Origin of the sequence: Neorhizobium turbinariae (genome assembly GCF_023223505.1) — a bacterium.
In the GTDB taxonomy this organism is placed as follows: domain Bacteria; phylum Pseudomonadota; class Alphaproteobacteria; order Rhizobiales; family Rhizobiaceae; genus Neorhizobium; species Neorhizobium turbinariae.
On the sequence record NZ_JALPRY010000007.1, the window covers coordinates 1 to 24112 of the forward strand.

A 24112-nucleotide genomic window follows, 5' to 3' on the forward strand; every position below is an offset into this window, starting at 1 on the left:
GCCGGCGTAGGAACGGAAACGGCGTCACCTCTCGCGATGACACTTTCTCTTCTCCGCTTCACCTGGGTCTCCGTGATTGGTTTATCTGGAGTTCGCCCATGATGTTCGAACACGCTTACCCGATCGCGGGATCCAGGGCCTTCCTCACCTCGTCTGAGTAGGCCGCGATGCGCACTTCCCATGCCGGCCTCGGCACCCTCCTGATGCTGCTCTTGTGGCAGGCGGGTGTGATGCTGTTCGAGCCCCCGCGCTACGTGCTGCCATCACCGCTCACTGTCGGAGCCGCTTTCCTGCGGCAGCCAGCCTACCTGCTTCACCATGCGATGATCACACTGACGGAGATCGTCCTGGGGTTGCTGATCGGATCGACGCTCGGTGCCGCCATTGCCTTCGCTGTCGCGGCCTGGCCGCGGATCGGACGCCTGGCCTGGCCGTTGGTGCTGATCCTGCAGGCGTTCCCCGTCTTCGTGCTCGCCCCGATCCTTGTCATCTGGTTTGGCTTTGGACTGGCTTCGAAAGTCGCCATGACGACGATCATCATCTTCTTCCCGGTCGCGTCATCCTTTGCCGATGGCCTGCGCCGTACGGAGCTGGACGTGCTCGATGCCGCGCAGCTCGACGGGGCGGGCCACTGGGACGTCCTCAAGAACATCCGCCTGCCGCTCGCTATCCCGAGCCTGATATCGGGGCTGCGCGTCGCCGCACCCTTGGCACCGCTTGGTGCCGTCGTCGGCGAATGGGTGGGGGCGGCGGGCGGGCTCGGCTTCATCATGATGCAGGCGAACGCGCGCATGCAGACCGAAACCGTCTTCGCCGCAATGCTCATTCTAGCCGCCCTCACCCTCGTCTTGCGGCTTCTCGTTGACCGGTTGACCCGTGGCCTTGCGCCTTGGGCGCACGAACAGCCCGAAGAGCCATCCCTTTTGCCCACAACGTCAAGAAGGTGATCTCATGATCCGTGTGTTTTCTGCTGTCATCATCGCCTGCGGCAGCCTCCTCTTGCCTGTGCCGTCGCAAGCGGCGGACAAGCTCTCTGTCCTGCTCGAATGGTTCGTCAATCCGGATCACGCGCCGATGGTCATTGCCCGCGAGCGTGGGCTGTTCGCGGACGCAAATCTGGAGGTTGAACTCATTCCGCCGTCCGATCCGTCCGTGGTGCCGCGTCTGGTTTCAACAGGCGAAGCGGACATTGGCATCCACTACCAGCCGAACCTGTTTCTGGATCACGACGCAGGCTTGCCGCTGGTGCGGTTCGGTACGCTCGTGGAAACGCCGCTGAACACAATCACCGTTCTCGCCGATGGCCCGATCAAAAGCCTCAAGGACCTCAAGGGTAAGAAGGTCGGCTACTCTGTTAGCGGCTTCGAGCAGGCGATGCTGAAGAAAATGCTTCAATCCGAAGGTGTTTCAAGCGAGGACGTCGAGTTGATCAACGTCAACTTCTCGCTATCTCCGTCGCTGATCGGCGGCAGGGTGGACGCGACACTGGGCGGCTTCCGCAACTTTGAGCTGACGCAGATGAAGCTCGAGGGGAAGACCGGCCGCGCCTTCTTTCCGGAAGAGCATGGCGTGCCGCCCTATGACGAGCTGATCTATGTCACACGCAGGGACCTGATTGGCGACGAACGGCTGCCCCGGTTCCTGTCTGCCGTGGAGCAGGCATCGATCTTCCTCACCAACCATCCGCAGGAGGGCTGGGAGTTGTTCATCAAGGCTTATCCCAATCTCGATGACGAGTTGAACAAGACAGCCTTCTTCGAAACGTTGCCGCGTTTCGCCAAGCGCCCCGCGGCGCTGGACCGCGGTCGTTATGCCCGCTTTGGTGCGTTCATGCAGGAGATGGGCCTGATCAAGGCCACTCCACAAACGGAAGACGTGGCGGTCGAGATCCGCTGACCGTCACCTGAGCCCGTAGCGCGGATGCGACAGCGCCCGCTCTATGCCGCGAAGCTCGGCGAGACCTTTCAAGCGACCGATCGCCGGATAGCCAGGCTGGGCACCGCGCTGCAGGTCATCGAGGATCTCCTGCCCGTGGTCAGGGCGCATCGGGATCTGGTGGTCGCTGCGTCCCTCCTGGCCGCGGCGGCGCTCTTCCGCCAGGAGCTCGGCGATCACCGCCACCATGTCGGTATCACCCTCAAGGTGCTCGTCTTCGAAGAAGGAGCAAGGGCTTGATTGCTCCTCGCGGCGGACGTTGCGAAGATGGACGAAATGAATGCGTGGCGCGAGGCGACGCACCATGGCGGGCAGATCGTTGCTGGCAAGGGCGCCGAGCGAGCCGGTGCAAAAGGTGACACCATTCGCGCGGCTATCGACCGCATTCAGCATGTGAAGGTAGTCGGCTTCCGTGGACAGGATGCGCGGCAGGCCGAGCAGAGGCCATGGCGGATCATCCGGGTGGGCACAGATGTTGATCCCGACCTTTTCCGCAACCGGCGTCACTTCCGAAAGAAAGTCGATGAGGTTCTGCTGCAGCCTTTCGCGGCTGATGCCCGAATAGGTTCGGAGGAGTTCAAGAAGCTGCGGCAGTGTATAACCATCGGCTGAGCCGGGCAGCCCGGCCCCGATGTTCTTCGACAAGGCGGAACGATGCTCATCACTCATTCGAGCGAACCGCTCCGCCGCCTTGTCACGGATGGCCTCGTCGTAATCGTGCGAGGCTCCCGGCCGGTTCAGCAGGTGGAGGTCGAAGGCGACAAAATCGATCAGGTCGAAGCGCATCGCCTTTGCGCCGTGGCGGGTGGACCACCGCAGGTCGGTGCGCGTCCAATCAAGCACCGGCATGAAGTTGTAACAGACGGTGCGGATGCCGGCCGCGGACAGCCGGCGCAGCGTCTCCTGCCAGTTGGTGATATGGGCACGCCAGTCCCCGGTTTGCGTCTTGATGCTTTCGGAGACGGGGACGCTCTCCACGACATCCCACACGAGACCGCCAGCCTTGATCTCCTCATGCCGCTTGGCGATCTCGGCTTCGGGCCAGGCATCGCCCGTGCGGATGTGATGCAACGCACTGACGATACCGACGGCGCCGGCCTGGGCTGCATCACGAACGGTAACCTTGTCGATGGGGCCGAACCACCGCCATGTATGTCTCATTCTCTTGTCCTCACGGCAGAAATGTCAGTTGCACCTTGCAGGCGGTACTGCGGTCGCCTGCGACTTCAAAGGCGGCGGCAGCCTCGTTGATCGGGAAGCTGTGCGAGATGATCGGACGCACATCGATGCTGCGCGACGAGATCAGGTTAACAGCCACGGCGAACTCGTTGTCGAAGCGCTGCGAGCCAATCCAGAGGATTTCCTTGCCGACAATCATGTTCAGCGGCACGGCGGTATCGCCGCCGACGCCGACCTGCACGATGGTGCCGCGCGGCTTCACCGCCGCAATGGCGTTTCGAATGGCCGGACTGGCCGCGGAACATTCGAAAACGACATCGAACCAGCCTTTGTCGGCCTCGAACTCAGCAAGCGCCTCAGCTTGTTTTGCGACGTTGATGGTCCGGCTCGCGCCCATCGCTTGTGCGCGCTGCAAGGCCGCATCCGTCAGGTCGGTGACCACGATCTCGTCCGCGCCGGCATGCCGCGCGGCCGCGACAACCAACGTGCCAATGGGACCCGCACCGGTCACCAGAACGCGCTTACCGACCAGGTTACCCGCGCGCGAAACGGCATGCAGGCAGACGGCGAGCGGTTCGGAGCAGGCCACTTCACCGGCACTGACGTCGCCACCCACCCAAAAGCATTGTTGTGCCGGAACAACCAGGTGATCCCGGAACATGCCCTGCGCGTGGGGAAGCCGCATTGCGCTACCCATGAACTGCATGTCGAGGCAATGGATTGCCATACCCTGAAGGCAGAAACGGCAGCGGCCGCAGGGTTGGCTCGGATTGACCGCAACAAGCTGGCCGATGGTCAGGCCGGAGACGCCGCTTCCGAGCGCTTCGACGTATCCGGCTGCCTCGTGGCCAAGGATGATCGGCTCGCGAACCCGAACAGGGCCGAAGCCACCATGCTGATAATAGTGAAGATCCGAGCCGCAGATGCCTCCAGCCGCCATCTTGAGGAGTACCTCGCCAGCGCCGGGCTCCGGTACCGGTGCCATCTCGATCTTCAGGATTCGCTCGGCATGCAGCCGCACGGTGCGTGTCTGCATGATGCGCTACTTGAGCAGGCCGAGCTGAGTCGGCAGCCACAGCGTGATCTGCGGTATGAAGGTGATCAGCAGCAGCGCGACGAAAAGCGGAATCATCCAGGGCAAGATTGCCATCGTCGTCCGTTCGATCGACAGCTTCGATATCCGCGAGAGCACGAACAACACCATGCCAACGGGCGGCGTCAACAGGCCGATCATCAGATTCAGCGTGAAGATCAGCCCCATATGCACCGGGTCGATGCCATACCGCGCTGCAATCGGCATCAGGATTGGCACCAGGATGCTGATCGCGGCAATGGTGTCGAGGAAGGCGCCAACGATCAAAAGCAGAATGTTGACGATGATCAGGAAGGTCCACCAGTTGCTGGTGAGCGAGAACATGAAGTCAGAAAACAGCTGGGCCGCTTGGCTGACGGTCAGGAGCCACGCAAAGATCGAGGCGGTCGTGACGATGAAGAGCACTGAGGCGGTGGTCTCGATCGTATCGAAGCTCGCCTTGGCAAGCGTGCGCAGCGTCATGGTGCGATAGCGCACCAGCCCGAGGAAAAGCGACCAGATCACGGCCGCAACTGCGGCTTCGGTTGGCGTGAACCAGCCCATGGTCATGCCGCCGATCAACAGAACCGGCGTCATCAGCGCCATCACGGCGGAGAAGTCATAGTACCAGTCGAGCGCTATCAGGACGACAAGGGCGATGAGGACCGCGATGTTGATGGAAAGCCCTGCCAGAACCAGCAGGTAGACCGCAAGGGGAAAGCAGAAAACGATGGCAATCTCGAGCGAGGCGCTGGCGAGCCTCTTGAGCTCGAAAGGCGTGTCCGATCCCCAGCCCTTGCGGTAGGCAAAGATGACAACGGTCAGCATCATCAGCACCGTCATCACCACACCTGGCAGAATCCCGGCCATGAACAGCGCGCCGATGGACACGTTCGCCATCATGCCGTAGATGACAAAGGGCAGCGAGGGCGGGAAGATCGGGCCGAGCGTTGCCGACGCGGCGGTCACGCCGACAGCGGCCTCGACCGGATAACCGTGGTCCTTCATCGCCTTGATCTCGATCGTGCCGATGCCTGCGGCATCCGCAAGCGCGGTGCCGGACATGCCGGAGAAGACGACCGAGCCGATGATGTTCACCTGCGCCAGGCCGCCCTTCATCCAGCCGACGAGCGACAGGGCGAAATGGTAGATGCGACCGGTGACCCCGGCGATGTTCATCAGGTTTCCGACAAGAATGAAGAAGGGCACCGCGATCAGCGGAAAGCTTTCCACCCCCGCGATCATGCGCTGGGCGGCGATGATATCCGGCGCGACGCCATAGATGACGAGATAAAGCAGCGAAGAGACGCCGAGCGACACCGCAATCGGTGCACCAATGATCAGCAGCAGCAGGAATGATCCGATAAGAAGCAGCATTGGTCAGATCCCCTGCACACCGGTTTCGTTCGCCTGCTCGCGAACCGTTTTTTCGTTGATCATGTCTTTGATGAAGTTCTGGACCGAGCGCGCGAGCATCAGCGCGAAGGCGGCGAAAACGGTGTAGAAGACGTAGCCGCGCGGCAGGTTGACGGTTACCATGCGCTCATTGCCGACAATGGCGATGTAACGCCACATCAGCCAGGTCGTGTAGGCGAAGAAGCCGATGACGATGAAGTCGACCAGAAGTTCGAGCGCCCGCCCGACCTTGCGCGACAGGAAGCGGTAGAGCATGTCCACGGAGATATGCCGTGCCATCCGCACGCACATGACGGAGCCCAGGAAGACGAGAACCACGAGGCAGTTGGCTGCAATCTCCTCGGTCCAAGCCAGGCTGTTGTTCAGAGCGTAACGCGTGAAGAACTGCAGGAAAACACAGGCGGCCATGGCCCAGAAAATCGCCATGTTGACCCAGTCCTCCACCGCGTAAGGTGAAAGATCCACGGAGCCGGCGCTTTCCTCGAAGGCATGCGCCATCTCGTCGACGCTAACCGGAGCGTGCTGTTGTTCGTGCATGGGAAACTCCGCCAGTTCAGGAGATGGAGAGAGCGCCCGGCAACTCATCGGGCGCTCCAGGAGGCGAGCTTTATTGGACGGCGCGGATGGCTTCCCAATCTTCCTTCTTGTAGCCGAACTCTTCGAAGGTCACCTTTTCCATGACGGTTTTCTCGAAGTCAGCCTTGTCCACTTCGGTGACCGACAGGCCCATTTCCTTGAACTTGGCGACGAGCTCTTTTTCGCGCTGTTCAATGATCTTAGTGCCACGTTCTGCAGCCTCAGCCATGACTTCGGAGAAGATCTTCTTGTCCTCGTCGGAAAGCTTCGCCCACAGGCTCTTGGAAACGACTGTGTTCAGATGGTCAACGATATGGCCGGACAGGATGATGTTCTTCTGCACTTCAAAGAACTTCTTGGCCTCGATCGTTGTCAGCGGGTTTTCCTGGGCTTCCACAGTGCCGTTCTGCAGCGCCAGGTAAACCTCTGCAAAAGCGATCGGCGTCGTGTTGGCGCCGCAAGCACGCGGCATGGCGAGATAGGCCGGCACGTCCGGAACGCGGATCTTCAGGCCCTGCATGTCGGCGCATTTGGTGATCGGCTTGTTTGCAGTCGTATGGCGGGTGCCATAATAAGTGACGGCGGTGATGTGGTTGCCCGAAGCCTCTTCATACCCTTGGGCGAGCCGCTTGAAGACGTCGCTCTTCGTGTATGAGATCAGGTGGCTCGGATCGCGGAAAATATACGGGAAGTAGGTGACGCCGATCGGCGGATATTCGCGGGACGCGAAGCTCGAACCCGAGATAATGATATCAACGGTGCCGAGCTTGAGGCCCTGGTTGATGTCGGATTCCTTGCCAAGCTGCGAAGCCGGGAACACATCGATCTTGTAACGACCATCGGTGCGCTTGTTGATCTCTTCTGCCGCCCACACAGATTCCGTGTGGAACGGCTCGGACGTCTCATAGACATGCGCCCATTTGAGCGCGGTCTGTGCCTGTGCTGCCGCCGCGGACGCCAGAATGGCGACGGTGGCTCCTAAAATCGCAAATTTCACTTTCATGCCTTCATCCTCCCAGTTGAAGTCGATCCTGCCGAGACTACGGCGCTAGTGCATGTCTTCGCTCTTCGAGTGCGAGCCACTCGGTCTCTCCACCGAAGCTTTCGGACAATCGTCGTTGCGCGAGTTCGAGATGGATGCGCATCGCATCCCGCGCAGCAGTGGGGTCACCCGCCGCAAGAGCGTCACGGACCGCACGATGTTCATTGAGAGCGGTCATCCACGTGTCGCGGTTCTCGAAATAGCCGGCCAGCTTCTCGAAATATGGCGTCAGGCGCAGGTCATGAAGCTCACGAACCAGCCGTTCGAGCGTGGAGTTGCCAATGATGCCGGCGATGAGCGCGTGAAATTCGCGGTCGTGCTTCAGCGCTTCCGGTCGGTTATCCAAAGACTTGGCCATCATGGAGATATTTTCGTTGAGTGCCGTAATGTGGTCAGGCCGCACCAAAGCCGCTGCCTGTTCTGCGATCGCGCATTCAACTAAAGATCGCGCCCGGAGAAGCTCGAATGGACCTTCGCTGTCAGGGACTGCGGGAGCGACCGGTGCTTTTCGCGAGGTGACGTAGACGCCCGATCCCATACGGATCGTGATGAAGCCTTCGACCTCGAGGACGATGAGCGCTTCGCGCACGGTGGGGCGCGACACGCCGAGCAATTCGGCAAGATCGCGCTCGGCCGGAAGACGGCTGCCGACCGGAAATTCCCCCGTTTCGATAAGCATGCGCATCTGCTCCGCAGCCAGCCGGTAAAGCCGGCGCGGTTCCACAACCGAAAACATCAACAGGTCCTCCCCGTACGCGCTACTCCTCCCGCGCACTGGTCAACTGGTCTTACCAGTTAACCAGATAATATGCTTAAGGAGAACAATGTCAACGGGTGTTTACTGGAGGTTGCCAAAGAGCAGTTGCCGCTGCTTATGTGGTTGGAAGCCCAAAGATTTGAGGCTTAAACGCCACCGTCTTGCTCGACCGTCCTTCACCAGAGGTCGCCTCTCGCACAAGCCTCGCGGCAATCTCGCCGATCTCCCGCCGTGACGATTCCGATGTCGCGATCTTCACCGGTAGCGCATGCGCCAGTTCCAGACCGTTGAAGCCGGCGATCAGGATCTCGTCCGGCACGCTGACACCAAGCTCCATGCAAGCGAACAGTCCGCCAGCGGCCATGTCGTCGTTGGAGTAATAGATGCAGTCGAGCCCAGCCGATGCCTTCACCATCTCCATCGTAAGGCGCTTGCCAAGCACGATGGAGGAGGACCCGGGGTCGATGTGTTTCGCTGCAAAGCGCAGCCCGTGCTGGTCGAGAACACGCTCGAAGCCGCGCCTGCGCTTCTCGGCTCGGGTATCCCGGTTTAGCGCGCTGCCGATATAGCCGAAACGCCTGCGACCCGCGGCAATCAAAGCCCGCGCCATGTCCTCTCCGGCGCCGCCTTGCGACAGCCCGACACAATGATCAACCGGCTCGCCATCCAGATCCATGATCTGGATGACCGGGATGTCCGCGTCCTTCAGCATGCGACGCGTGTCTTCCGGCTGGTCGAGCCCGGTGACGATGATTGCCGACGGCTGCCAGGAGAGCATGTCGCGGATCACCTCGCGCTCCTTGTCCACATCATAGTCGGAGATACCGAAGACGGCTTGCATCCCGGAACCTTCAAGGCCGGCTGAAATGCCAGCCATTACCTCCGGAAACACGATATTCGACATGCTCGGCACAACGACCGCCACCAGCTTCGTCCGTTGCGCCGACATCGACAGAGCCAGTCGGTTTGCAACGTAGCTCAGTTGCTTGGCCGCCTGCAGCACTTTTGCCCGTGTTTCTGGTGAGACATCCGTCGTGCCCCGCAGCGCCCGCGAGGCCGTCATCTTGCTGACGCCGGCGGCAGAGGCGACCTCTTCCAGTGTAGCTTTTCGCATTTTCCGTCCCCTCGACGGCCGACGATCCCGCATAAGCCATACGCTCACGAGCAGGGGAAAGTAAACCGGACGGGGCTTGACTTCCTCGACAAAAACCAATGGTGATAGCGATACCGGTACCGGTAACACCGTATCGGGACTTGAGTTGCACCTGGGGAGGAGCAGCCGTGCAGGAAGCTGAGAAGATCGCCGTGATCGGGCTCGGATCCATGGGTTGGGGCGCGGCCGTGTCCCTGCTCAGGGCTAGCTTTCGCGTAACGGGTTGCGACGTGCGCCCGGATGTTCTGCAGCGTTTGGAAGATGCCGGCGGCACACCCTGCCGGACCGCTTCAGAGGCGGCCAAGGATGCTGCTGCGGTCTTCATTTACGTGGTCAATAGTGCGCAGGCCGAAGAAGTTCTTCTCGGACAAGGTGGAGCGCTTGAGACCGCGGATCCCGGCACGGTTTTCATGCTCTGCACCACCATGGCGCCAAGCGCAACGGTCTCGCTCGCTGATCGGCTGGAGGCTGCAGGCATGCTGGTCATCGATGCGCCCGTGTCAGGAGGACACCTGAAGGCAATGTCGGGCGAGATCACGGTCATGGCATCTGGGTCCGAAGCTGCCTTCGCCAAGGCGCAAACAGCGCTCGATGCTGTTTCTGCGAAGGTGTTTCGTCTTGGCGACAAGCCGGGCACGGGCTCGCAGGTCAAGATGATCAACCAACTCCTGGCAGGCGTCCATATTGCCGCAACGGCGGAGGCGATGACGCTCGCGGCGAAGACCGGCATCGATCTGCAGACGCTTTATGACGTGCTGCGGGTTTCCGCCGGCTCATCCTGGATGTTCGAGAATCGCGGCGAACACATCATTGCGGGCGATTATGCGCCGCGTTCGGCTGTCGACATTTTCGTGAAAGATCTCGGAATCGTCACGGCCGAGGCGGCACGAAACGGGGCGACAACGCCTCTTGCCAGCATCGCACTTGACCTCTTCAAGGAGGCCTCGGCGGCGGGCCTTGGCCGAGAAGATGATGCGGCAGTCGCAAAAATCCTGGCGAAAAAAAGCGGTGTCTCCCTGCCCGGCATGGAGGGCCAGGCCTGATGGTGACGTTGCTCGGCTGCATTGCCGATGACTTCACCGGCGCCACGGATCTCGCCGCCTTGCTGGCGCGCAGCGGCCTGCCGGTCTCGCTGCGCATAGGCGTGCCGCAGGATGATCCTGATGATGCGGCGGCTCTGGAAGTCATCGCGTTGAAGATCCGCACCGTTCCCGCAGCGGACGCTGTTCAACAGGCCCGCGACGCAGCCCACTGGCTGAAGCGTGCCGGTGCAACGCGATTCTTCTGGAAATATTGTTCGACATTCGACAGCACCGCCGCCGGAAACATCGGCCCCGTGGCCGAGATGCTGATGCACGAAGTCGGCGCCGACCAGACGATCTATTGCCCGGCCTTTCCAGAGAATGGGCGCAGCGTCTTTATGGGGCACCTGTTCGTCGGCGAGCAACTGCTCGCGGAAAGCCCAATGAAGGATCACCCGCTGACGCCCATGAGGGACTCCAGTCTCGTGCGGTTGCTCGAACCACAGGTGCGCGGGAAGGTGGGGTTGGCCAAGCGCCATGCGGTCGCGCAAGGCCAAGCCGCTTTGAGTGAGCGGCTTCAGGAGCTCGTCACGGGCGAGGTCTCTCACGTCATCGTCGATGCCGTTTCCGAAACTGACCTCAACATAATTGCCGAAGCCGCGGCGGACATGCCGCTGGTGACGGGCGGCAGTGTAATCGCCGGCCAACTGGCGCAGGTTTATCTGCAGCGAGGACTGATCGCCAAACCCGAAGGCCGGGTGTCGCTAAACGTCCCGGCAGGCGGACAGCTGGTGCTTTCCGGCAGTTGCTCAGCGATGACGCGCAGGCAGGTCACTTCCTACAGCGCCACGAGCGCCAGCCTGAAGCTCGATCCTCTACGCCTTGCGGATGAGGGCGAGGTTGCCGCCGGTGAATGGCTCGAGAGGCAGCCATCCGAAGGTGCCAAGGTCATCTATGCAACAGCCGAACCGGACGAGGTGCGCAGCGCGCAGCAGAAGCTCGGCACCGAGCGCGCCGGCCAACTTGTCGAGCAGGCGATGGCGCATCTGGCGCGGCGGGCGTTCGATCTGGGCGTGCGCCGGTTCGTGGTGGCAGGCGGTGAGACGGCTGGCGCGATAACACAGGCCCTGGGCATCACACGTCTGGAGATCGGGCCTGAGATCGCGCCGGGTGTTCCCTGGGTTTTTGCTGATATGGAGGGCGAGCGCGTCGCATTGGCGTTGAAATCAGGCAATTTCGGCAGTGAAACCTTCTTCGATGACGCCTTCAAGCTTCTGGAGGCTGCATGAGCGAGGAGGCGTTGTTACGAGAAGACATTTGCCGGATGGCAAAGTCGCTCTACGACCGGGGGCTGACGGCTGGTTCTTCGGGCAACATCTCCGCGCGCTTGTCGGACGGGCGGCTTCTCGTAACGCCGACGGGCAGTTCCTTTGGCCGGCTGGACCCGGCCCGCCTAGCCTGTTTCGAGGTGGATGGGAAACAGACAGGCGGCGACAAGCCGACGAAGGAGATGCCGCTGCACTCCGCCTTCTACGAGACGCGGCCTGGCAAGACAGGTGCCGTGGTACACCTTCATTGCAGCCACTGCGTGGCACTCTCGCTGCTGCCGGAAGTCGATCCTGACAACATGCTGCCGCCGCTCACAGCCTATTCCATCATGAAGCTCGGCAAGGTGAAACTCTTGCCGTATTTCATGCCGGGCGACCCGGCCATGGGTGACGCTATCCGGGGACTCGCAGGCAAACGCAGTGCCGTGATGCTCGCGGCGCACGGTCCCGTCGTCGCTGGAAAGGATCTGGAAGCCGCCGTTTATGCGATCGAAGAGCTTGAAGAGACGGCCAGGCTTGCCCTGCTAACACGTGGCGCCAATCCGGACCTGCTCAGTGCCGGTCAGATCGAGCAGATCGTCCGCACCTATGACGTCGAGTGGGACTGATATGGCACGCTTCTCCGCAAATCTCGGGTTTCTATGGCAGGAGCTGCCGTTGCCGGATGCCATCCGCGCCGCAAAGGCGGCCGGATTCGACGCCGTCGAATGCCACTGGCCTTATGAAGTGCCAGTCGAAGCGGTGCGTTCGGCGCTGCGCGAGACAGGCCTGAAGATGCTTGGCATCAACACGATCCGAGGAGATGTCGCGGCGGGTGAAAACGGCCTTGCGGCGCTGCCGGGCCGCGAGAACCAAGCACGAGATGCGATCCAGCAGGCGGTCGCTTATGCCACGGAAATCGGTGCGGTCAACGTGCATGTGATGGCAGGCAGGGCATCGGGCGAGGCTGCGCGCGAGACCTTCATCGCCAACCTCCAGTTCGCGTGCGAGCTTGCGGCAGAGCCCGGCATCATGATTCTGATCGAGCCACTGAACCATCGGGATGTGCCGGGCTATTTCCTGCAGACTTGCGAGCAGGCGCTGGAGGTGATCGAGGCGGTCGGGCGGCCGAACATCAAGCTGATGTTCGACTGCTACCACCTGCAGATCATGCAAGGTGACTTGACCTTCAGGTTGCAAACGTATCTGAATTCGATCGGACATATCCAGATTGCGTCGGTCCCTGATCGACGCGAACCGGACCATGGGGAGATCAACTACCACCACATCCTGGCGCAACTGAACGAGCTTGGTTACCGGCAGCCGATCGGCGCCGAATACAGGCCGGCAACGTCGACAGATGCAGGATTGGGTTGGCTGAAGACGTTTCGGGAGAAGACATCGCTTTGACCTCGTCGAGAGGTGAAGTCCAGGGTGATACGGCTGAACTGGGAGGAGAAGGCCGAATGCATGTAATGGTCTTGGGTGGAGCAGGCATGATCGGTCGCAAGCTTGTGGAAAGGCTTGCGCGGGAACCGGGCGTGCTCGGCGGCTCGATCGAGCGCTTGACGCTTGTCGACGCGTTTCAACCACCCGTACCAGAGGCTCTGCAGTCCATCTCAACGGCAATGACCGCCGACCTTTCTCAGAACGGTGTCGCCGAGAAGGTGATCGCTCTGCGACCGGACATCATCTTCCACTTGGCAGCCGTTGTTTCGGGTGAAGCGGAGGCCGATTTCGACAAAGGCTATTCGGTCAACCTCGACGGCAGTCGTGCGCTTTTCGAAGCCATCCGGCAGCAGGGGCAGAATGCAGACTATGTGCCGCGGGTGGTCTTCGCCTCATCGATCGCTGTCTTCGGGACCCCCTTCCCGGAAGTCATTCCAGGCGAGTTCTTCACGACACCGCTCACCAGCTATGGCACCCAAAAAGCAATCATCGAGCTGTTGCTTGCCGACTATTCCCGCCGCGGCATCTTTGATGGCATCGGCATCCGCCTGCCGACGATCTGCGTGCGCCCGGGCGCTCCGAACAAGGCCGCATCCGGGTTCTTTTCGAACATCCTGCGCGAACCATTGGTTGGCAAGGAAGCCGTCCTGCCGGTCAGCGAGAATGTGCGCCACTGGTTCGCGAGCCCGCGCTCGGCGGTCAACTTCTTCATTCATGCCGCGACGATCGATACGGCAGCCGTGGGACCGCGCCGCAACCTGACCATGCCGGGGCTTTCTGCCCTGGTCGGAGAAGAGATCGAGGCTTTGCGTCGTGTCGCGGGTGACAAGGCCGTTGCGCTCATCAAGCGCGAGACCGATCCTGTCATCGAAAAGATCGTCGCCGGTTGGCCGACACAGTTCGATGCCAGCCGCGCCGAGGCGCTGGGTTTCCAGGCGGAGAAGGATTTCGACCAGATCCTGCAGGCGCATATCGAAGATGAACTGGGTGGGAGGATCGCTTGAGCATGGAATGGACCAAGATTGCACTGGTTACCGGTGGCGGGACGGGGGTCGGCAAGGCGATCGCCAAGGCTCTGGGCGTTGCAGGTTACAAGGTGGTCATTTCAGGCCGGCGAAAGGAAGTGCTGGAAAGCGCGGCATCTGAGCTGGAAGCTGCCACCGGCAGCGAATATCTTGCCGTGCCGGCCGATGTTGGAGATGCTGCTTCGGTGCGAAGGCTATTCGATACGATCGCCGAAAAGTACGGGCGGATCGACCTTCTGGTGAACAATGCGGGCATGAATGTGCCGAACGTGCCAATCGAGGAACTTGAGGTCGAGCACTGGCATGCGATCGTCGCTGCAAACCTGACGGGCGCCTTCCTGTGCACCCAACAGGCAGTGCGGATGATGAAAAGCCAGACGCCGCGTGGCGGGCGCATCATTAATAACGGGTCGATTTCGGCGACCACGCCGCGTCCGCATACGGCGCCTTACACGGCGACCAAGCATGCGATCACCGGCTTGACCAAGTCGACGGCGCTCGACGGACGCGACTTCGATATCGCATGCGGCCAAATCGATATCGGCAACGCCGCAACCGATATGACCAAGAAGATGCAGGCGGGCGTCATGCAGGCGAATGGCGAGGTGGCGATCGAGGCTACCATGGATGCAACGCACGTTGCAGACGCGGTGGTCTACATGGCGAGCCTGCCACTTAGCGCCAACGTGCTGACGATGACCGTGATGGCGACCAAAATGCCGTTCGTCGGACGAGGGTAATGCTGCGGGACCTTCCGCAGATACATGAAATGGCATGCGTGGTGCTCGATATCTGGGAGGAGTAGAGTATGGCAGATGTGCAGTTCGCCGATGTGCGGAAATCGTTCGGTTCGTTTCCGGTCATCAAGGGCGTCAACATCGACATTGCCGATGGGGAATTCGTCATCCTCGTCGGGCCCTCTGGCTGCGGGAAATCGACGCTTCTGCGGATGCTTGCCGGCTTGGAAAACATATCCGAAGGCGAGATCAGGATCGGCGGACGGGTCGTCAATACGCTGCCGCCGAAAGAGCGGGACATCGCCATGGTGTTCCAGAACTACGCGCTTTATCCGCACATGACGGTGGAGCAGAACATGGGCTTTTCGCTCATGCTCAACAAGGCGCCGAAGGCAGAGGCCGAGAAGCGGGTGAAATACGCCGCCGGCATCCTGGGGCTCGACAAGCTGCTCGACCGTTATCCGCGCCAGCTCTCCGGCGGCCAGCGCCAGCGCGTCGCCATGGGCCGCGCCATCGTGCGCGACCCAGAAGTTTTTCTGTTCGACGAGCCGCTGTCGAACCTCGATGCGAAGCTGCGCGTGGCGATGCGCGCCGAGATCAAGGAACTGCATCAGCGGCTCAAGACAACGACCGTCTATGTCACGCACGACCAGATCGAAGCCATGACCATGGCCGACAAGATCGTCGTCATGCACGATGGTGTTGTGGAGCAGGTGGGCTCGCCGCTGGAACTCTACGACAAGCCGGCGAACCTCTTCGTCGGTGGCTTCATCGGCTCGCCGGCCATGAACATGATCAAGGGCAGGCTCGACACTGCCGATGGCGGCCGGTTCATCACCAGCGATGGCACAGCGCTGCCCGTGTCGAACCCGCCGGCGGCGGCTCAAGGCCGCGATCTGGTCTACGGTCTGCGCCCGGAATACATTTCACTGGCAGATGATGGTCTGCCCGGTGAAATCATCGTCATCGAACCTACCGGCTACGAAACGCATCTTTCCCTTCGCCTGGGTGGCAGCGACCTGAACTGCGTATTCCGTGAGCGCGTCACCGCGCGGCCCGGTGAAACTCTGCGCGTCGCGATCGACGCGACCCATGTGCATCTCTTCGACGCTGAAACGGGTCGAAGATTGACAGACTGACGTTGGGCGGCGGTTCGGGAAGAGGAGCCCGATCAGCCGCTCAGCACGCAACCCGCTACGGGTGCAGCAGGCTGTCGTTCGCCAGCGGGAGGCGGATGACAGAGAGTTCGCTCCCGCTTTGCAAGAGGAGGAATATTATGACGATCAGAAGACGTGACTTTCTAGCTGCTTCAGCAGCCGTCGCTGGCGCAACCGGCTTCGGCATCCGCCCTTCGTTTGCGCAGGCGGAACCGAATTACACACCTGAAAGCGGTGCGAGCCTGCGCCTTTTGCGCTGGACACCTTTCGTGAAGGGCGATGAAGAAGCCTGGCTCGCCAACACCAAGAAGTTTACGGAGGCGACGGGCGTCGAGGTTCGCATCGACAAGGAAAGCTGGGAAGACATCCGTCCGAAAGCCGCCGTCGCGGCCAATGTCGGCTCCGGCCCGGACCTTGTCATGTGCTGGTTCGATGACGCGCACCAGTATCCGGACAAGCTGGTCGACCTGACCGAACTCGCCAACTATCTCGGCAACAAATACGGCGGCTGGTATGACGGCGTGAAGGGTTATGCGTCGCGCGGCGATCAGTTCATCGCCATGCCACTCACCGCCATCGGCAACGCCGTCGTTTACCGCGACAGCCACATGAAGGCGGCAGGCTTCAGCGAATTCCCGAAGGATACGGCAGGCTTCCTGGAGCTCTGCAAGGCGTTGAAGGCGAAGGGCACACCCGCCGGCTTCCCGCATGGCAAGGCCGTGGGTGACGGCAATAACTATGCCCACTGGCTGTTGTGGAGCCACGGCGGCAAGATGGTCGATGAAAGCGGCAAGGTGACGATCAATAGTCCCGAAACGCTGGCATCGATCAACTATGCCAAGGAGCTCTACGCCACGTTCATCCCGGGCACGGAAAGCTGGCAGGACGTCAACAACAACCGCGCCTTCCTGGCAAACCAGGTCTCGCTGACGGCCAACGGCGTCTCCGTCTATTACACCGCCAAGGCAGATCCGAAGCTTGCCGAGATTGCCCAGGATATCCGCTCGACCAACTTCCCGGTCGGCCCGGTCGGCCAGAGCGTCGAACTGCACCAGACCAGTTCGCTGCTGCTGTTCAAGCACACCAAGTACCCGGAAGCTGCCAAGGCCTACATCAAGTTCATGATGGAAGCGGACCAGATGAACGCGTGGCTGGAGGGCTCGAGTGCCTATTGCTGCCAGCCGCTGAAGGCCTACGCGAAAAATCCGATCTGGACAGCCGACCCGATCCACGCGCCTTACGCGCGCGCCTCGGAAACGCTGCGCCCGAACGGGTATGCCGGCCCGCTGGGTTACGCTTCGGCAGCCACGATGGCGGACTATGTGCTCGTCGACATGTATGCGGCAGCCGTCACCGGCCAGTCGTCTCCGGAGGACGCCATGAAGGAAGCGGAACGCCGCGCGAACCGCTACTACCGCGTGTAACAGACAAAGCGCCTGCGGCACTCATCGTGCCGCAGGCCAACCACTTTTTCAGGCTGGAGAATAGCAATGGCGACCGTAGATTCCAGACGTGGCCAAGGCCGCCGCCCGTCGCTCCTGCAGAACAACAACGTGCTCGGCTTCCTGTTCATGTTGCCGGCTGCCGTGTTTCTCGTCTGCTTCCTCACCTATCCGCTCGGTCTTGGGGTGTGGCTTGGCTTCACCGATACGCGGATCGGCCGTGACGGCATCTTCATCGGGCTTGAGAACTACCAGTTCCTGATGGACGACGGCGTCTTCTGGCTCTCCGTCTTCAACACGGTGCTTTACACCTTCGTGGCGTCGGTCCTGAAGTTCGCGCTCGGGCTCTGGCTCGCGCTGTTGCTCAATCAGCACCTGCCGTTCAAGAGCTTCTTCCGCGCCATCGTGCTGTTGCCATGGGTCGTGCCGACGGTGCTCTCCGGCCTTGCCTTCTGGTGGATCTACGACTCTCAGTTCTCGATCATCTCCTGGTCGCTGATGCAGATGGGCCTTATCAACGGGCCGATCAACTTCCTGGGTGATCCCACCAATGCTCGTATCTCTGTCATTCTTGCCAATGTCTGGCGCGGGATCCCCTTCGTCGCCATCTCGCTGCTCGCCGGCCTGCAGACGATCCCGGCATCGCTTCAGGAGGCGGCCTCGCTCGATGGCGCGAGCAACTGGCAACGGTTCCGCTACGTTACGCTGCCGATGCTGACCCCGATCATCGCCGTGGTCATGACCTTTTCTGTCCTGTTCACCTTCACGGATTTCCAGCTGATCTACGTGCTGACAAAGGGCGGACCAGTGAACGCCACGCACCTGATGGCAACCTTGTCCTTCCAGCGCGGTATCCCCGGCGGGCAGCTCGGCGAGGGCGCGGCAATCGCCGTTGCCATGGTTCCGTTCCTGTTGGCCGCGATCATGTTCAGTTTCTTTGGCCTGCAACGCCGCAAATGGCAGCAGGGCGGTCAGGACTAAGGGAGAACCATATGTCGACCAATTCCAACGCCGCTGACCCGATCCTGACCGACAGTGCCGAAGGCATGAGCTACCTGAACCGCCTGCCGCGGCGGATCGTGATGCTCTATCTGCCGATGGCGGTGTTTGTCTTCGTGCTGCTTTTCCCATTCTACTGGATGGCAATCACGGCGGTGAAGCCGAACGACCAGTTGACGGATTATTCGAACTACAGCCCCTTTTGGGTCGTGAAGCCGACGTTGGACCACATCAAGTATCTGTTTTTTCAAACGTCCTATCCGGGATGGCTGTGGAACACGATGCTGGTAGCGGTCTGCTCCACCTTCCTGTCGCTTCTCGCCTCGGTCTTCGGCGCTTATGCGATCGAACGCGTGCGATTCACGGGTGCGCGATCGATCGGTCTGGTGATCTTTCTCGCCTATCTGGTGCCGCCGTCGATCCTGTTCATTCCGCTCGCCTTCATCGTCTTCAAGCTCGGCATCTATGATTCGCGCCTTGCGTTGATCTTCACCTACCCGACCTTTCTCATCCCCTTCTGCACATGGCTGTTGATGGGCTATTTCCGGTCGATCCCCTTCGAGCTGGAAGAGAGCGCGCTGGTCGATGGCGCCAACCGCTGGCAGATCCTGACGAAGATCATCCTGCCGTTGGCGGTGCCGGGCCTGATCTCGGCCGGCATCTTTGCCTTCACCCTGTCCTGGAATGAGTTCATCTACGCGCTCACCTTCATCCAGTCGTCGGAGAACAAGACGATCCCGGTTGGCGTGCTGACCGAACTTGTGCGTGGCGACGTGTTCGAATGGGGATCGCTGATGGCCGGTGCGCTATTCGGCTCCCTGCCGGTCGTCATCCTCTATTCCTTCTTCGTCGACTATTACGTGTCGTCAATGACCGGAGCCGTGAAGGAATAGGAGCAGGAAAAGGCCTCTTGCCGGGCAAGAGGCCTTCAATATCGCTGAGGCTTCAAGCTTTGATCTTGTCCTGTGTCTTCGTGTCGAAGTCGGATGCGTCGTGGCGCTCGTGCAATTGTTCCGAGAGCTCTCCGCTCACGCGGTTCACCATCCGCCCGCGCTTGACCGCAGGACGGGCCAAGATGGCATCGGCCCAGCGGATGACGTTCTTGTATTCGTGCACCGAGAGGAACTCGGCCGCGCCATACTGCCAGCCCTTCACCAGCCCACCATACCAGGGCATGACGGCCATGTCGGCGATCGTATAGTCGCTGCCTGCCAGGTATTCGTTCTCGGCCAGACGCCGATCGAGCACATCAAGCTGTCGCTTGGTTTCCATAGCAAAGCGGTCGATCGCGTATTCAATCTTGGTTGGAGCATAGGCGTAGAAATGACCGAAGCCCCCGCCGAGATAAGGCGCGCTGCCCATCTGCCAGAACAGCCATGACATGCATTCCGCACGCTTTGCCGGCTCCTGTGGTAGGAACTCGCCAAACTTCTCTGCAAGATAAAAGAGGATCGATCCCGACTCGAAGACACGAATGGGTTCAGGCCCCGAGCGATCCATGAGGGCCGGGATCTTGGAATTCGGGTTCACCTCGACAAAGCCCGAGCTGAACTGGTCGCCGTCGCCGATCCTGATCAGCCAGGCGTCGTATTCGGCACCGGAATGGCCGAGCGCCAGCAATTCCTCCAGCATTATGGTGACCTTCTGGCCGTTCGGCGTCGCCAGCGAATAAAGCTGCAGCGGATGTTTCCCGACCGGCAGTTCCTTGTCATGCGTCGGCCCGGCGATCGGCCGGTTGATGTTGGCGAACTGACCACCATTCGCCTTGTTCCAGACCCAGACCTTTGGAGGTGTATAGTCAGACATATCTGGCCTTCCCATTCGTTTCGCTTGGTGAGGTTGAGGGTGAACCCGCGGCTAGAGCAGCCGCCGCTTGGCAAGGTTCTGCATCAATGCACCGATACCGAAGCTCCAGGGAGAGCATTCGGTCGAGCGGCGTACGGTGTTGCGCAAAGTGCCCAGCGCCGCAGAAGAGATCTCCACGACATCGCCGTCCTTGTGAGTGAAGCCCTGGTTCGGCGTGTCGCGATCTTCCGTCGGCGCGAACAAAGTGCCGAGGAACAACATGAACCCATCCGGATACTGGTGGTGGGCGCCGCAGGTCTGCGAGACGAGGTCGAGCGGGTCGCGGCTGATCTGCGACATCGAGCTCTTGCCGTGCAGCACGTAGCCATCTTCGCCAGTGACCGTCAGGTCAAGCTCCGCCTGGCGGATATTGTCGAGCGTGTAGCTGGCATCGAGAAGGCGGATGAATGGGCCGATTGAGCAGGAGGCGTTGTTGTCCTTCGCCTTGCCGAGCAGCAGCGCAGAACGACCCTCTACGTCGCGCAAGTTCACGTCGTTGCCAAGCGTCGCCCCCTTGATCTCGCCGCGGCTGTTGACGGCAAGCACGACTTCCGGCTCCGGATTATTCCAGGTGGAGACCGGATGCAGGCCGACATCCGCACCCCAGCCGACGGACGAAAGCACCGGCGCCTTGGTGAACACTTCCGCGTCCGGTCCGATGCCCACTTCAAGGTATTGGGACCACATGCTTTCTTCGATCAGCGCCTGCTTCACGCGCTGAGCCTCCGGCGAGCCGGCCTTGAGGTTCTTGAGGCTTCCACCAATGAGGGACGCGACCCGCTCGCGGATGGCGGCAGCGCGATCCGGGTTCCCGGCGGCTTTTTCCTCGATCACACGCTCGATCATGGACTGGGCGAAGGTCACGCCGCAGGCCTTGATGACCTGCAGGTCCACCGGCGCGACCAGGTACGGCTTCGACGGGTCCGGGGTGCCTTGGCTGTTCGCTGCAACAGACGCCAGATCTGCAACTGTCTCGCCTGGGGCGCGAGCCACATATTCTGCCGCGTCGTCCCGTTCCAACACGGCACTGATCGTCGGTGCCTCAGCTGTCGTGATGTCGACCAATGAGCCATCTCGTATCGTGACGACACTCGGACCCTGGACATCGGGCCGCCAGATGCGGCCGAGGAGAAGTGCTTGTTCGGGCAGGTTCAGAAGATCAAGGCTCATCAATCACAATCCGCTCGTATATCGGGAGGTCTGTTGTAGATGATATTGTGCCGTGAGCGCCAGTGGGGAGAGGCAGAAGCGCAACATCCGGGACGTGACTTTACAAACCTTCACAGGACGCTAACTTCAGCCCGCGCTGAAGAACTGGAAACCCAAAAGTAAGGATCAGTTGAGTGGACCATCCCGCGACGGATCTCGAAGCCTGTGCTCAAGAGCCCATCCATATTCCAGGCGCTATCCAGCCGCACGGGGTGCTCTTCGTCCTGCGACCGCCGCATATGGCGGTGGTGCAGGCAAGCCAGAATGCGGAGCGCTTTCTTGGCCAACCGGTACAATATGGCGAGCCTCCGCGCAGACGCCTTGATCCGATCCTGCCAAAGATCGCCGCATGGCATGGCTCCAGCGAGCCGACATTCCAGATGCCACTCACGAATGAGCAGGTGACGGTCAGCGCCCACAGGTCTGGCCGCTCGATCATCCTGGAAATCGAAGAGGCAAGCTATCCGCCGCTTGATGATCTTCTGCCGAAACTGAGGAGCTTCGGCCAGATCCTTGCGGGGCAATCGGATATCGCGGGCTCGATGGCCGCATGCGCACGGTTCATCGCGCAACTGACGGGTTTCGACCGCGTGCTTGTCTATCGCTTCGACAAGGACTGGAACGGCCATGTCGTTGCCGAGCACGGTAACGGCAAGCTGCCGTCCTATCTGGATCTGCGGTTCCCTGCAAAAGACATTCCTGCGCAGGCGCGCGCCCTGTACGCCGCCAACCCGATCCGCATCATTCCGAACGCTTCCTACCAGCCGGTCCCGATCGAGCCTTCGGTTGATCCTGAGCACGGCAAGCCGCTCGACCTCAGCAACGCCCAGCTGCGCAGCGTTTCGCCGGTGCATTTGGAGTATATGCGTAACATGGGGACGGCGGCTTCCATGTCCGTTTCCATCATGGTGAATGGGACGCTCTGGGGTCTCGTTTCATGTCACAGCGCCAACCCGCACATGGTCTCGGCGCCCATCCGCGACGCCTGCGATTTCGTGGTTCAATCGCTCGCGATCCGGATTGCGGCCCAAGCTCACTCGGATGACTCGGCAAGGCGTGTGGAACTCGGCCGTGTGACAGCGCAGTTGCTTGCCTCGATGACCACAGAAGCGTCATGGCTCGAGGGCCTGGTGGGAGATGGTGAGGCGCTGCTTGCGCAAGTAGGGGCTAGCGGCGCGGCCATCGTTGCCGAGGATGCCTACCTTACAACAGGTAGCGTCCCGCGCGAGGAAGAGGTTCGCGAGCTGGTGGAATGGCTGCGCGCGCAAGGCGAGGCGGAGCTTTTCTCAACCGCGTCGCTTGCGCAACATCTCCCAGGCAGCGAGCGGTTCGCGGACGTTGCAGCGGGTGTCATCGCGGCTCGCATCTCGGAACTGCACTCCAGCTGGCTCATCTGGTTCCGGCCGGAGGTCGTGCGAACCGTTCAATGGGGTGGTGATCCGCACAAGGAAGTGCGCGAAGAGGGGAGGATCCACCCGCGCAAATCTTTCGATGCATGGCGCGAACAGGTGCGCCTTACTGCGCTGGAGTGGACTGGTGCGGAACTCGCCGCAGCGCGTGACCTGCGCACTGCGATCGTGGGGATCGTGCTGCGCAAGGCAGAGGAACTTGCCTCGCTCTCCGCGGAGCTGCAGCGTTCCAACAAGGAGCTCGAAGCCTTCTCCTATTCGGTGTCACACGATCTCCGGGCCCCCTTCCGGCACATCGTCGGTTTCGCGCAGTTGCTGCGGGAGCGGGAGTCGGACATGGATCCGAAGTCGCTGCATTATCTCAACACCATATCGGAATCGGCGCTTGCCGCAGGCCGGCTCGTCGACGACCTGTTGAATTTCTCGCAGCTCGGACGCACCTCGATCACCTACAAGAATGTCGACATGAATAAGCTGGTCGCCGAGGTGTTGCGCAGCGTCATGCTGACCAACGAAGGTCGCAACATCGACTGGAAGATCGCCGATCTGCCGCCTGCATGGGGTGACGCGACATTGCTGAGGCAGGTCTGGTTCAACCTCATCGAGAACGCGGTCAAATACACCCGCCCACGCGAAACAGCCCATATCACCGTTTCCGGCAACGGCTCTGACAGCGCGACGACCTATACGGTGTCAGACGATGGCGTCGGGTTCGACATGACCTATTCCGGGAAACTTTTTGGCGTTTTCCAACGTCTTCAGCGCCAGGAAGACTTCGAAGGAACCGGGATAGGCCTTGCTCTTGTTCGACGCATCATTGAACGGCATAACGGCACGATCACGGCGACGGGCGAGGTCGACAAGGGCGCCTCGTTCACCTTTGAGCTTCCCACAGTCCAACCGAAAGGCCATGCCTTTGCCTGAATTGAGACCAATCCTTCTCGTGGAAGATAGCCCGCGAGACTTGGAGTTGACGCTTGCAGCATTGGAAAAGTGCCAGCTGGCGAACGAAATCATCATTGCGCGCGACGGCGCGGAAGCTGTCGACTACCTCTTCTCCACGGGCGCCCACAGTGGCCGCAATGGAGGAGATCCAACCGTGGTCCTCCTGGACCTGAAATTGCCAAAGGTGGATGGGCTGGAAGTCCTTGAGCGGGTCAAGAAGGACGAGAAGCTGCGACACATCCCAATCGTCATGCTGACCTCCTCCCGCGAGGAGCAGGATCTCGTCAGGAGTTATGAACTTGGCGTCAACGCATTCGTGGTCAAGCCAGTCGAATTCAACGAATTCTTCAAAGCCATCCAGGACCTGGGAGTCTTCTGGGCTCTCCTCAACGAACCCCCACCGGGATATCGGGGACAAGGTGCCGGCTAGCGCTGC

The 24112-nt window shown here is 60.8% G+C and carries 23 protein-coding genes; 14 read left to right on the top strand and 9 right to left on the bottom strand.

The window, feature by feature from the left end:
* Nucleotides 1-167: 167 nt before the first annotated feature.
* Together M0654_RS05010 and M0654_RS05015 are read left to right on the top strand one after the other, a co-directional pair.
* Entirely contained in the window at nt 168-947 is a 780-nt protein-coding gene (locus M0654_RS05010) for an ABC transporter permease (RefSeq protein WP_248682098.1), read from the top strand.
* A 4-nt stretch (nt 948-951) separates the two neighbouring features.
* A complete protein-coding gene (locus M0654_RS05015) occupies nt 952-1896 on the top strand; it encodes an ABC transporter substrate-binding protein (RefSeq protein ID WP_199925308.1) in 945 nt (314 codons plus the stop codon).
* Between the two features lie 3 nt (nt 1897-1899).
* On the opposite strand, the gene uxuA is transcribed toward M0654_RS05015, so the two are convergent.
* The 7 genes from uxuA to M0654_RS05050 all read right to left on the bottom strand — a co-directional run bounded on the left by uxuA (nt 1900) and on the right by M0654_RS05050 (nt 9091).
* Nucleotides 1900-3096, bottom strand: coding sequence for a mannonate dehydratase (gene uxuA, locus M0654_RS05020; protein WP_248682099.1), 1197 nt, complete (start codon nt 3094-3096; stop codon nt 1900-1902).
* A gap of 10 nt (nt 3097-3106) precedes the next feature.
* A complete protein-coding gene (locus M0654_RS05025; protein ID WP_248682100.1) occupies nt 3107-4150 on the bottom strand; it encodes an L-idonate 5-dehydrogenase in 1044 nt (347 codons plus the stop codon).
* A 6-nt stretch (nt 4151-4156) separates the two neighbouring features.
* The gene (locus M0654_RS05030) at nt 4157-5563 is read right to left on the bottom strand and encodes a TRAP transporter large permease (protein WP_118852241.1); all 1407 of its coding nucleotides are present in this window, start codon (nt 5561-5563) and stop codon (nt 4157-4159) included.
* Nucleotides 5564-5566: 3 nt separating this feature from the next.
* Nucleotides 5567-6139 carry a TRAP transporter small permease gene (locus M0654_RS05035; RefSeq protein ID WP_248682101.1) on the bottom strand — a complete coding sequence of 191 codons (573 nt, stop codon included), beginning with the start codon at nt 6137-6139 and terminating at the stop codon, nt 5567-5569.
* A 70-nt stretch (nt 6140-6209) separates the two neighbouring features.
* A complete protein-coding gene (locus tag M0654_RS05040) occupies nt 6210-7181 on the bottom strand; it encodes a sialic acid TRAP transporter substrate-binding protein SiaP (protein WP_118852243.1) in 972 nt (323 codons plus the stop codon).
* A gap of 37 nt (nt 7182-7218) precedes the next feature.
* On the bottom strand, nt 7219-7956 hold the full coding sequence (locus M0654_RS05045) for a FadR/GntR family transcriptional regulator (protein WP_248682102.1): 738 nt from the start codon (nt 7954-7956) through the stop codon (nt 7219-7221).
* A 136-nt stretch (nt 7957-8092) separates the two neighbouring features.
* Nucleotides 8093-9091: a LacI family DNA-binding transcriptional regulator gene (locus tag M0654_RS05050; protein WP_248682103.1), complete on the bottom strand. Its 999-nt coding sequence runs from the start codon at nt 9089-9091 to the stop codon at nt 8093-8095.
* Between the two features lie 209 nt (nt 9092-9300).
* On the opposite strand from M0654_RS05050, the gene ltnD reads away from it, so the two are divergent.
* From ltnD to M0654_RS05100, 10 genes are all read left to right on the top strand, one after another.
* Entirely contained in the window at nt 9301-10173 is an 873-nt protein-coding gene (gene ltnD, locus M0654_RS05055; RefSeq protein ID WP_390919698.1) for an L-threonate dehydrogenase, read from the top strand.
* The gene (gene otnK / locus M0654_RS05060) at nt 10173-11441 is read left to right on the top strand and encodes a 3-oxo-tetronate kinase (RefSeq protein WP_248682105.1); all 1269 of its coding nucleotides are present in this window, start codon (nt 10173-10175) and stop codon (nt 11439-11441) included. Before ltnD ends, otnK begins: the two co-directional genes overlap by 1 nt.
* A complete protein-coding gene (gene otnC / locus M0654_RS05065) occupies nt 11438-12088 on the top strand; it encodes a 3-oxo-tetronate 4-phosphate decarboxylase (protein WP_248682106.1) in 651 nt (216 codons plus the stop codon). Before otnK ends, otnC begins: the two co-directional genes overlap by 4 nt.
* Nucleotide 12089: 1 nt before the next feature.
* Nucleotides 12090-12869 (top strand): hydroxypyruvate isomerase family protein, encoded by a 780-nt coding sequence (locus tag M0654_RS05070; protein WP_248682107.1) that lies wholly within the window; start codon nt 12090-12092, stop codon nt 12867-12869.
* Between the two features lie 56 nt (nt 12870-12925).
* Entirely contained in the window at nt 12926-13912 is a 987-nt protein-coding gene (denD, locus tag M0654_RS05075) for a D-erythronate dehydrogenase (RefSeq protein WP_248682108.1), read from the top strand.
* Between the two features lie 2 nt (nt 13913-13914).
* Nucleotides 13915-14673, top strand: coding sequence for an SDR family oxidoreductase (locus tag M0654_RS05080; protein ID WP_118852251.1), 759 nt, complete (start codon nt 13915-13917; stop codon nt 14671-14673).
* A gap of 68 nt (nt 14674-14741) precedes the next feature.
* The gene (locus M0654_RS05085) at nt 14742-15809 is read left to right on the top strand and encodes an ABC transporter ATP-binding protein (protein WP_118852252.1); all 1068 of its coding nucleotides are present in this window, start codon (nt 14742-14744) and stop codon (nt 15807-15809) included.
* 137 nt (nt 15810-15946) lie between these two features.
* Complete coding sequence (locus M0654_RS05090) at nt 15947-17251, top strand: ABC transporter substrate-binding protein (protein WP_118852253.1); 1305 nt, start codon at nt 15947-15949, stop codon at nt 17249-17251.
* A gap of 66 nt (nt 17252-17317) precedes the next feature.
* The gene (locus tag M0654_RS05095) at nt 17318-18250 is read left to right on the top strand and encodes a carbohydrate ABC transporter permease (protein WP_118852254.1); all 933 of its coding nucleotides are present in this window, start codon (nt 17318-17320) and stop codon (nt 18248-18250) included.
* A gap of 11 nt (nt 18251-18261) precedes the next feature.
* A complete protein-coding gene (locus M0654_RS05100) occupies nt 18262-19161 on the top strand; it encodes a carbohydrate ABC transporter permease (protein WP_248682109.1) in 900 nt (299 codons plus the stop codon).
* Nucleotides 19162-19213: 52 nt separating this feature from the next.
* On the opposite strand, the gene yghU is transcribed toward M0654_RS05100, so the two are convergent.
* Both yghU and M0654_RS05110 read right to left on the bottom strand, forming a co-directional pair.
* Nucleotides 19214-20074 carry a glutathione-dependent disulfide-bond oxidoreductase gene (gene yghU, locus M0654_RS05105; protein WP_118852256.1) on the bottom strand — a complete coding sequence of 287 codons (861 nt, stop codon included), beginning with the start codon at nt 20072-20074 and terminating at the stop codon, nt 19214-19216.
* Nucleotides 20075-20125: 51 nt separating this feature from the next.
* Entirely contained in the window at nt 20126-21283 is a 1158-nt protein-coding gene (locus M0654_RS05110; protein ID WP_118852257.1) for a fumarylacetoacetate hydrolase family protein, read from the bottom strand.
* 173 nt (nt 21284-21456) lie between these two features.
* Between M0654_RS05110 and M0654_RS05115 the strand changes: the two genes are divergently transcribed.
* Together M0654_RS05115 and M0654_RS05120 are read left to right on the top strand one after the other, a co-directional pair.
* Nucleotides 21457-23655, top strand: coding sequence for an ATP-binding protein (locus M0654_RS05115; RefSeq protein ID WP_248682110.1), 2199 nt, complete (start codon nt 21457-21459; stop codon nt 23653-23655).
* On the top strand, nt 23648-24106 hold the full coding sequence (locus M0654_RS05120; protein ID WP_118852865.1) for a response regulator: 459 nt from the start codon (nt 23648-23650) through the stop codon (nt 24104-24106). Before M0654_RS05115 ends, M0654_RS05120 begins: the two co-directional genes overlap by 8 nt.
* Nucleotides 24107-24112 lie beyond the last annotated feature (6 nt).

Coding starts and splice junctions, on each gene's coding strand:
- M0654_RS05010 (WP_248682098.1), top strand. CDS start 168: ATGCGCACTTCCCATGCCGGCCTCGGCACCCTCCTGATGCTGCTCTTG.
- M0654_RS05015 (WP_199925308.1), top strand. CDS start 952: ATGATCCGTGTGTTTTCTGCTGTCATCATCGCCTGCGGCAGCCTCCTC.
- uxuA (WP_248682099.1), bottom strand. CDS start 3,096: ATGAGACATACATGGCGGTGGTTCGGCCCCATCGACAAGGTTACCGTT.
- M0654_RS05025 (WP_248682100.1), bottom strand. CDS start 4,150: ATGCAGACACGCACCGTGCGGCTGCATGCCGAGCGAATCCTGAAGATC.
- M0654_RS05030 (WP_118852241.1), bottom strand. CDS start 5,563: ATGCTGCTTCTTATCGGATCATTCCTGCTGCTGCTGATCATTGGTGCA.
- M0654_RS05035 (WP_248682101.1), bottom strand. CDS start 6,139: ATGCACGAACAACAGCACGCTCCGGTTAGCGTCGACGAGATGGCGCAT.
- M0654_RS05040 (WP_118852243.1), bottom strand. CDS start 7,181: ATGAAAGTGAAATTTGCGATTTTAGGAGCCACCGTCGCCATTCTGGCG.
- M0654_RS05045 (WP_248682102.1), bottom strand. CDS start 7,956: ATGTTTTCGGTTGTGGAACCGCGCCGGCTTTACCGGCTGGCTGCGGAG.
- M0654_RS05050 (WP_248682103.1), bottom strand. CDS start 9,091: ATGCGAAAAGCTACACTGGAAGAGGTCGCCTCTGCCGCCGGCGTCAGC.
- ltnD (WP_390919698.1), top strand. CDS start 9,301: ATGGGTTGGGGCGCGGCCGTGTCCCTGCTCAGGGCTAGCTTTCGCGTA.
- otnK (WP_248682105.1), top strand. CDS start 10,173: ATGGTGACGTTGCTCGGCTGCATTGCCGATGACTTCACCGGCGCCACG.
- otnC (WP_248682106.1), top strand. CDS start 11,438: ATGAGCGAGGAGGCGTTGTTACGAGAAGACATTTGCCGGATGGCAAAG.
- M0654_RS05070 (WP_248682107.1), top strand. CDS start 12,090: ATGGCACGCTTCTCCGCAAATCTCGGGTTTCTATGGCAGGAGCTGCCG.
- denD (WP_248682108.1), top strand. CDS start 12,926: ATGCATGTAATGGTCTTGGGTGGAGCAGGCATGATCGGTCGCAAGCTT.
- M0654_RS05080 (WP_118852251.1), top strand. CDS start 13,915: ATGGAATGGACCAAGATTGCACTGGTTACCGGTGGCGGGACGGGGGTC.
- M0654_RS05085 (WP_118852252.1), top strand. CDS start 14,742: ATGGCAGATGTGCAGTTCGCCGATGTGCGGAAATCGTTCGGTTCGTTT.
- M0654_RS05090 (WP_118852253.1), top strand. CDS start 15,947: ATGACGATCAGAAGACGTGACTTTCTAGCTGCTTCAGCAGCCGTCGCT.
- M0654_RS05095 (WP_118852254.1), top strand. CDS start 17,318: ATGGCGACCGTAGATTCCAGACGTGGCCAAGGCCGCCGCCCGTCGCTC.
- M0654_RS05100 (WP_248682109.1), top strand. CDS start 18,262: ATGTCGACCAATTCCAACGCCGCTGACCCGATCCTGACCGACAGTGCC.
- yghU (WP_118852256.1), bottom strand. CDS start 20,074: ATGTCTGACTATACACCTCCAAAGGTCTGGGTCTGGAACAAGGCGAAT.
- M0654_RS05110 (WP_118852257.1), bottom strand. CDS start 21,283: ATGAGCCTTGATCTTCTGAACCTGCCCGAACAAGCACTTCTCCTCGGC.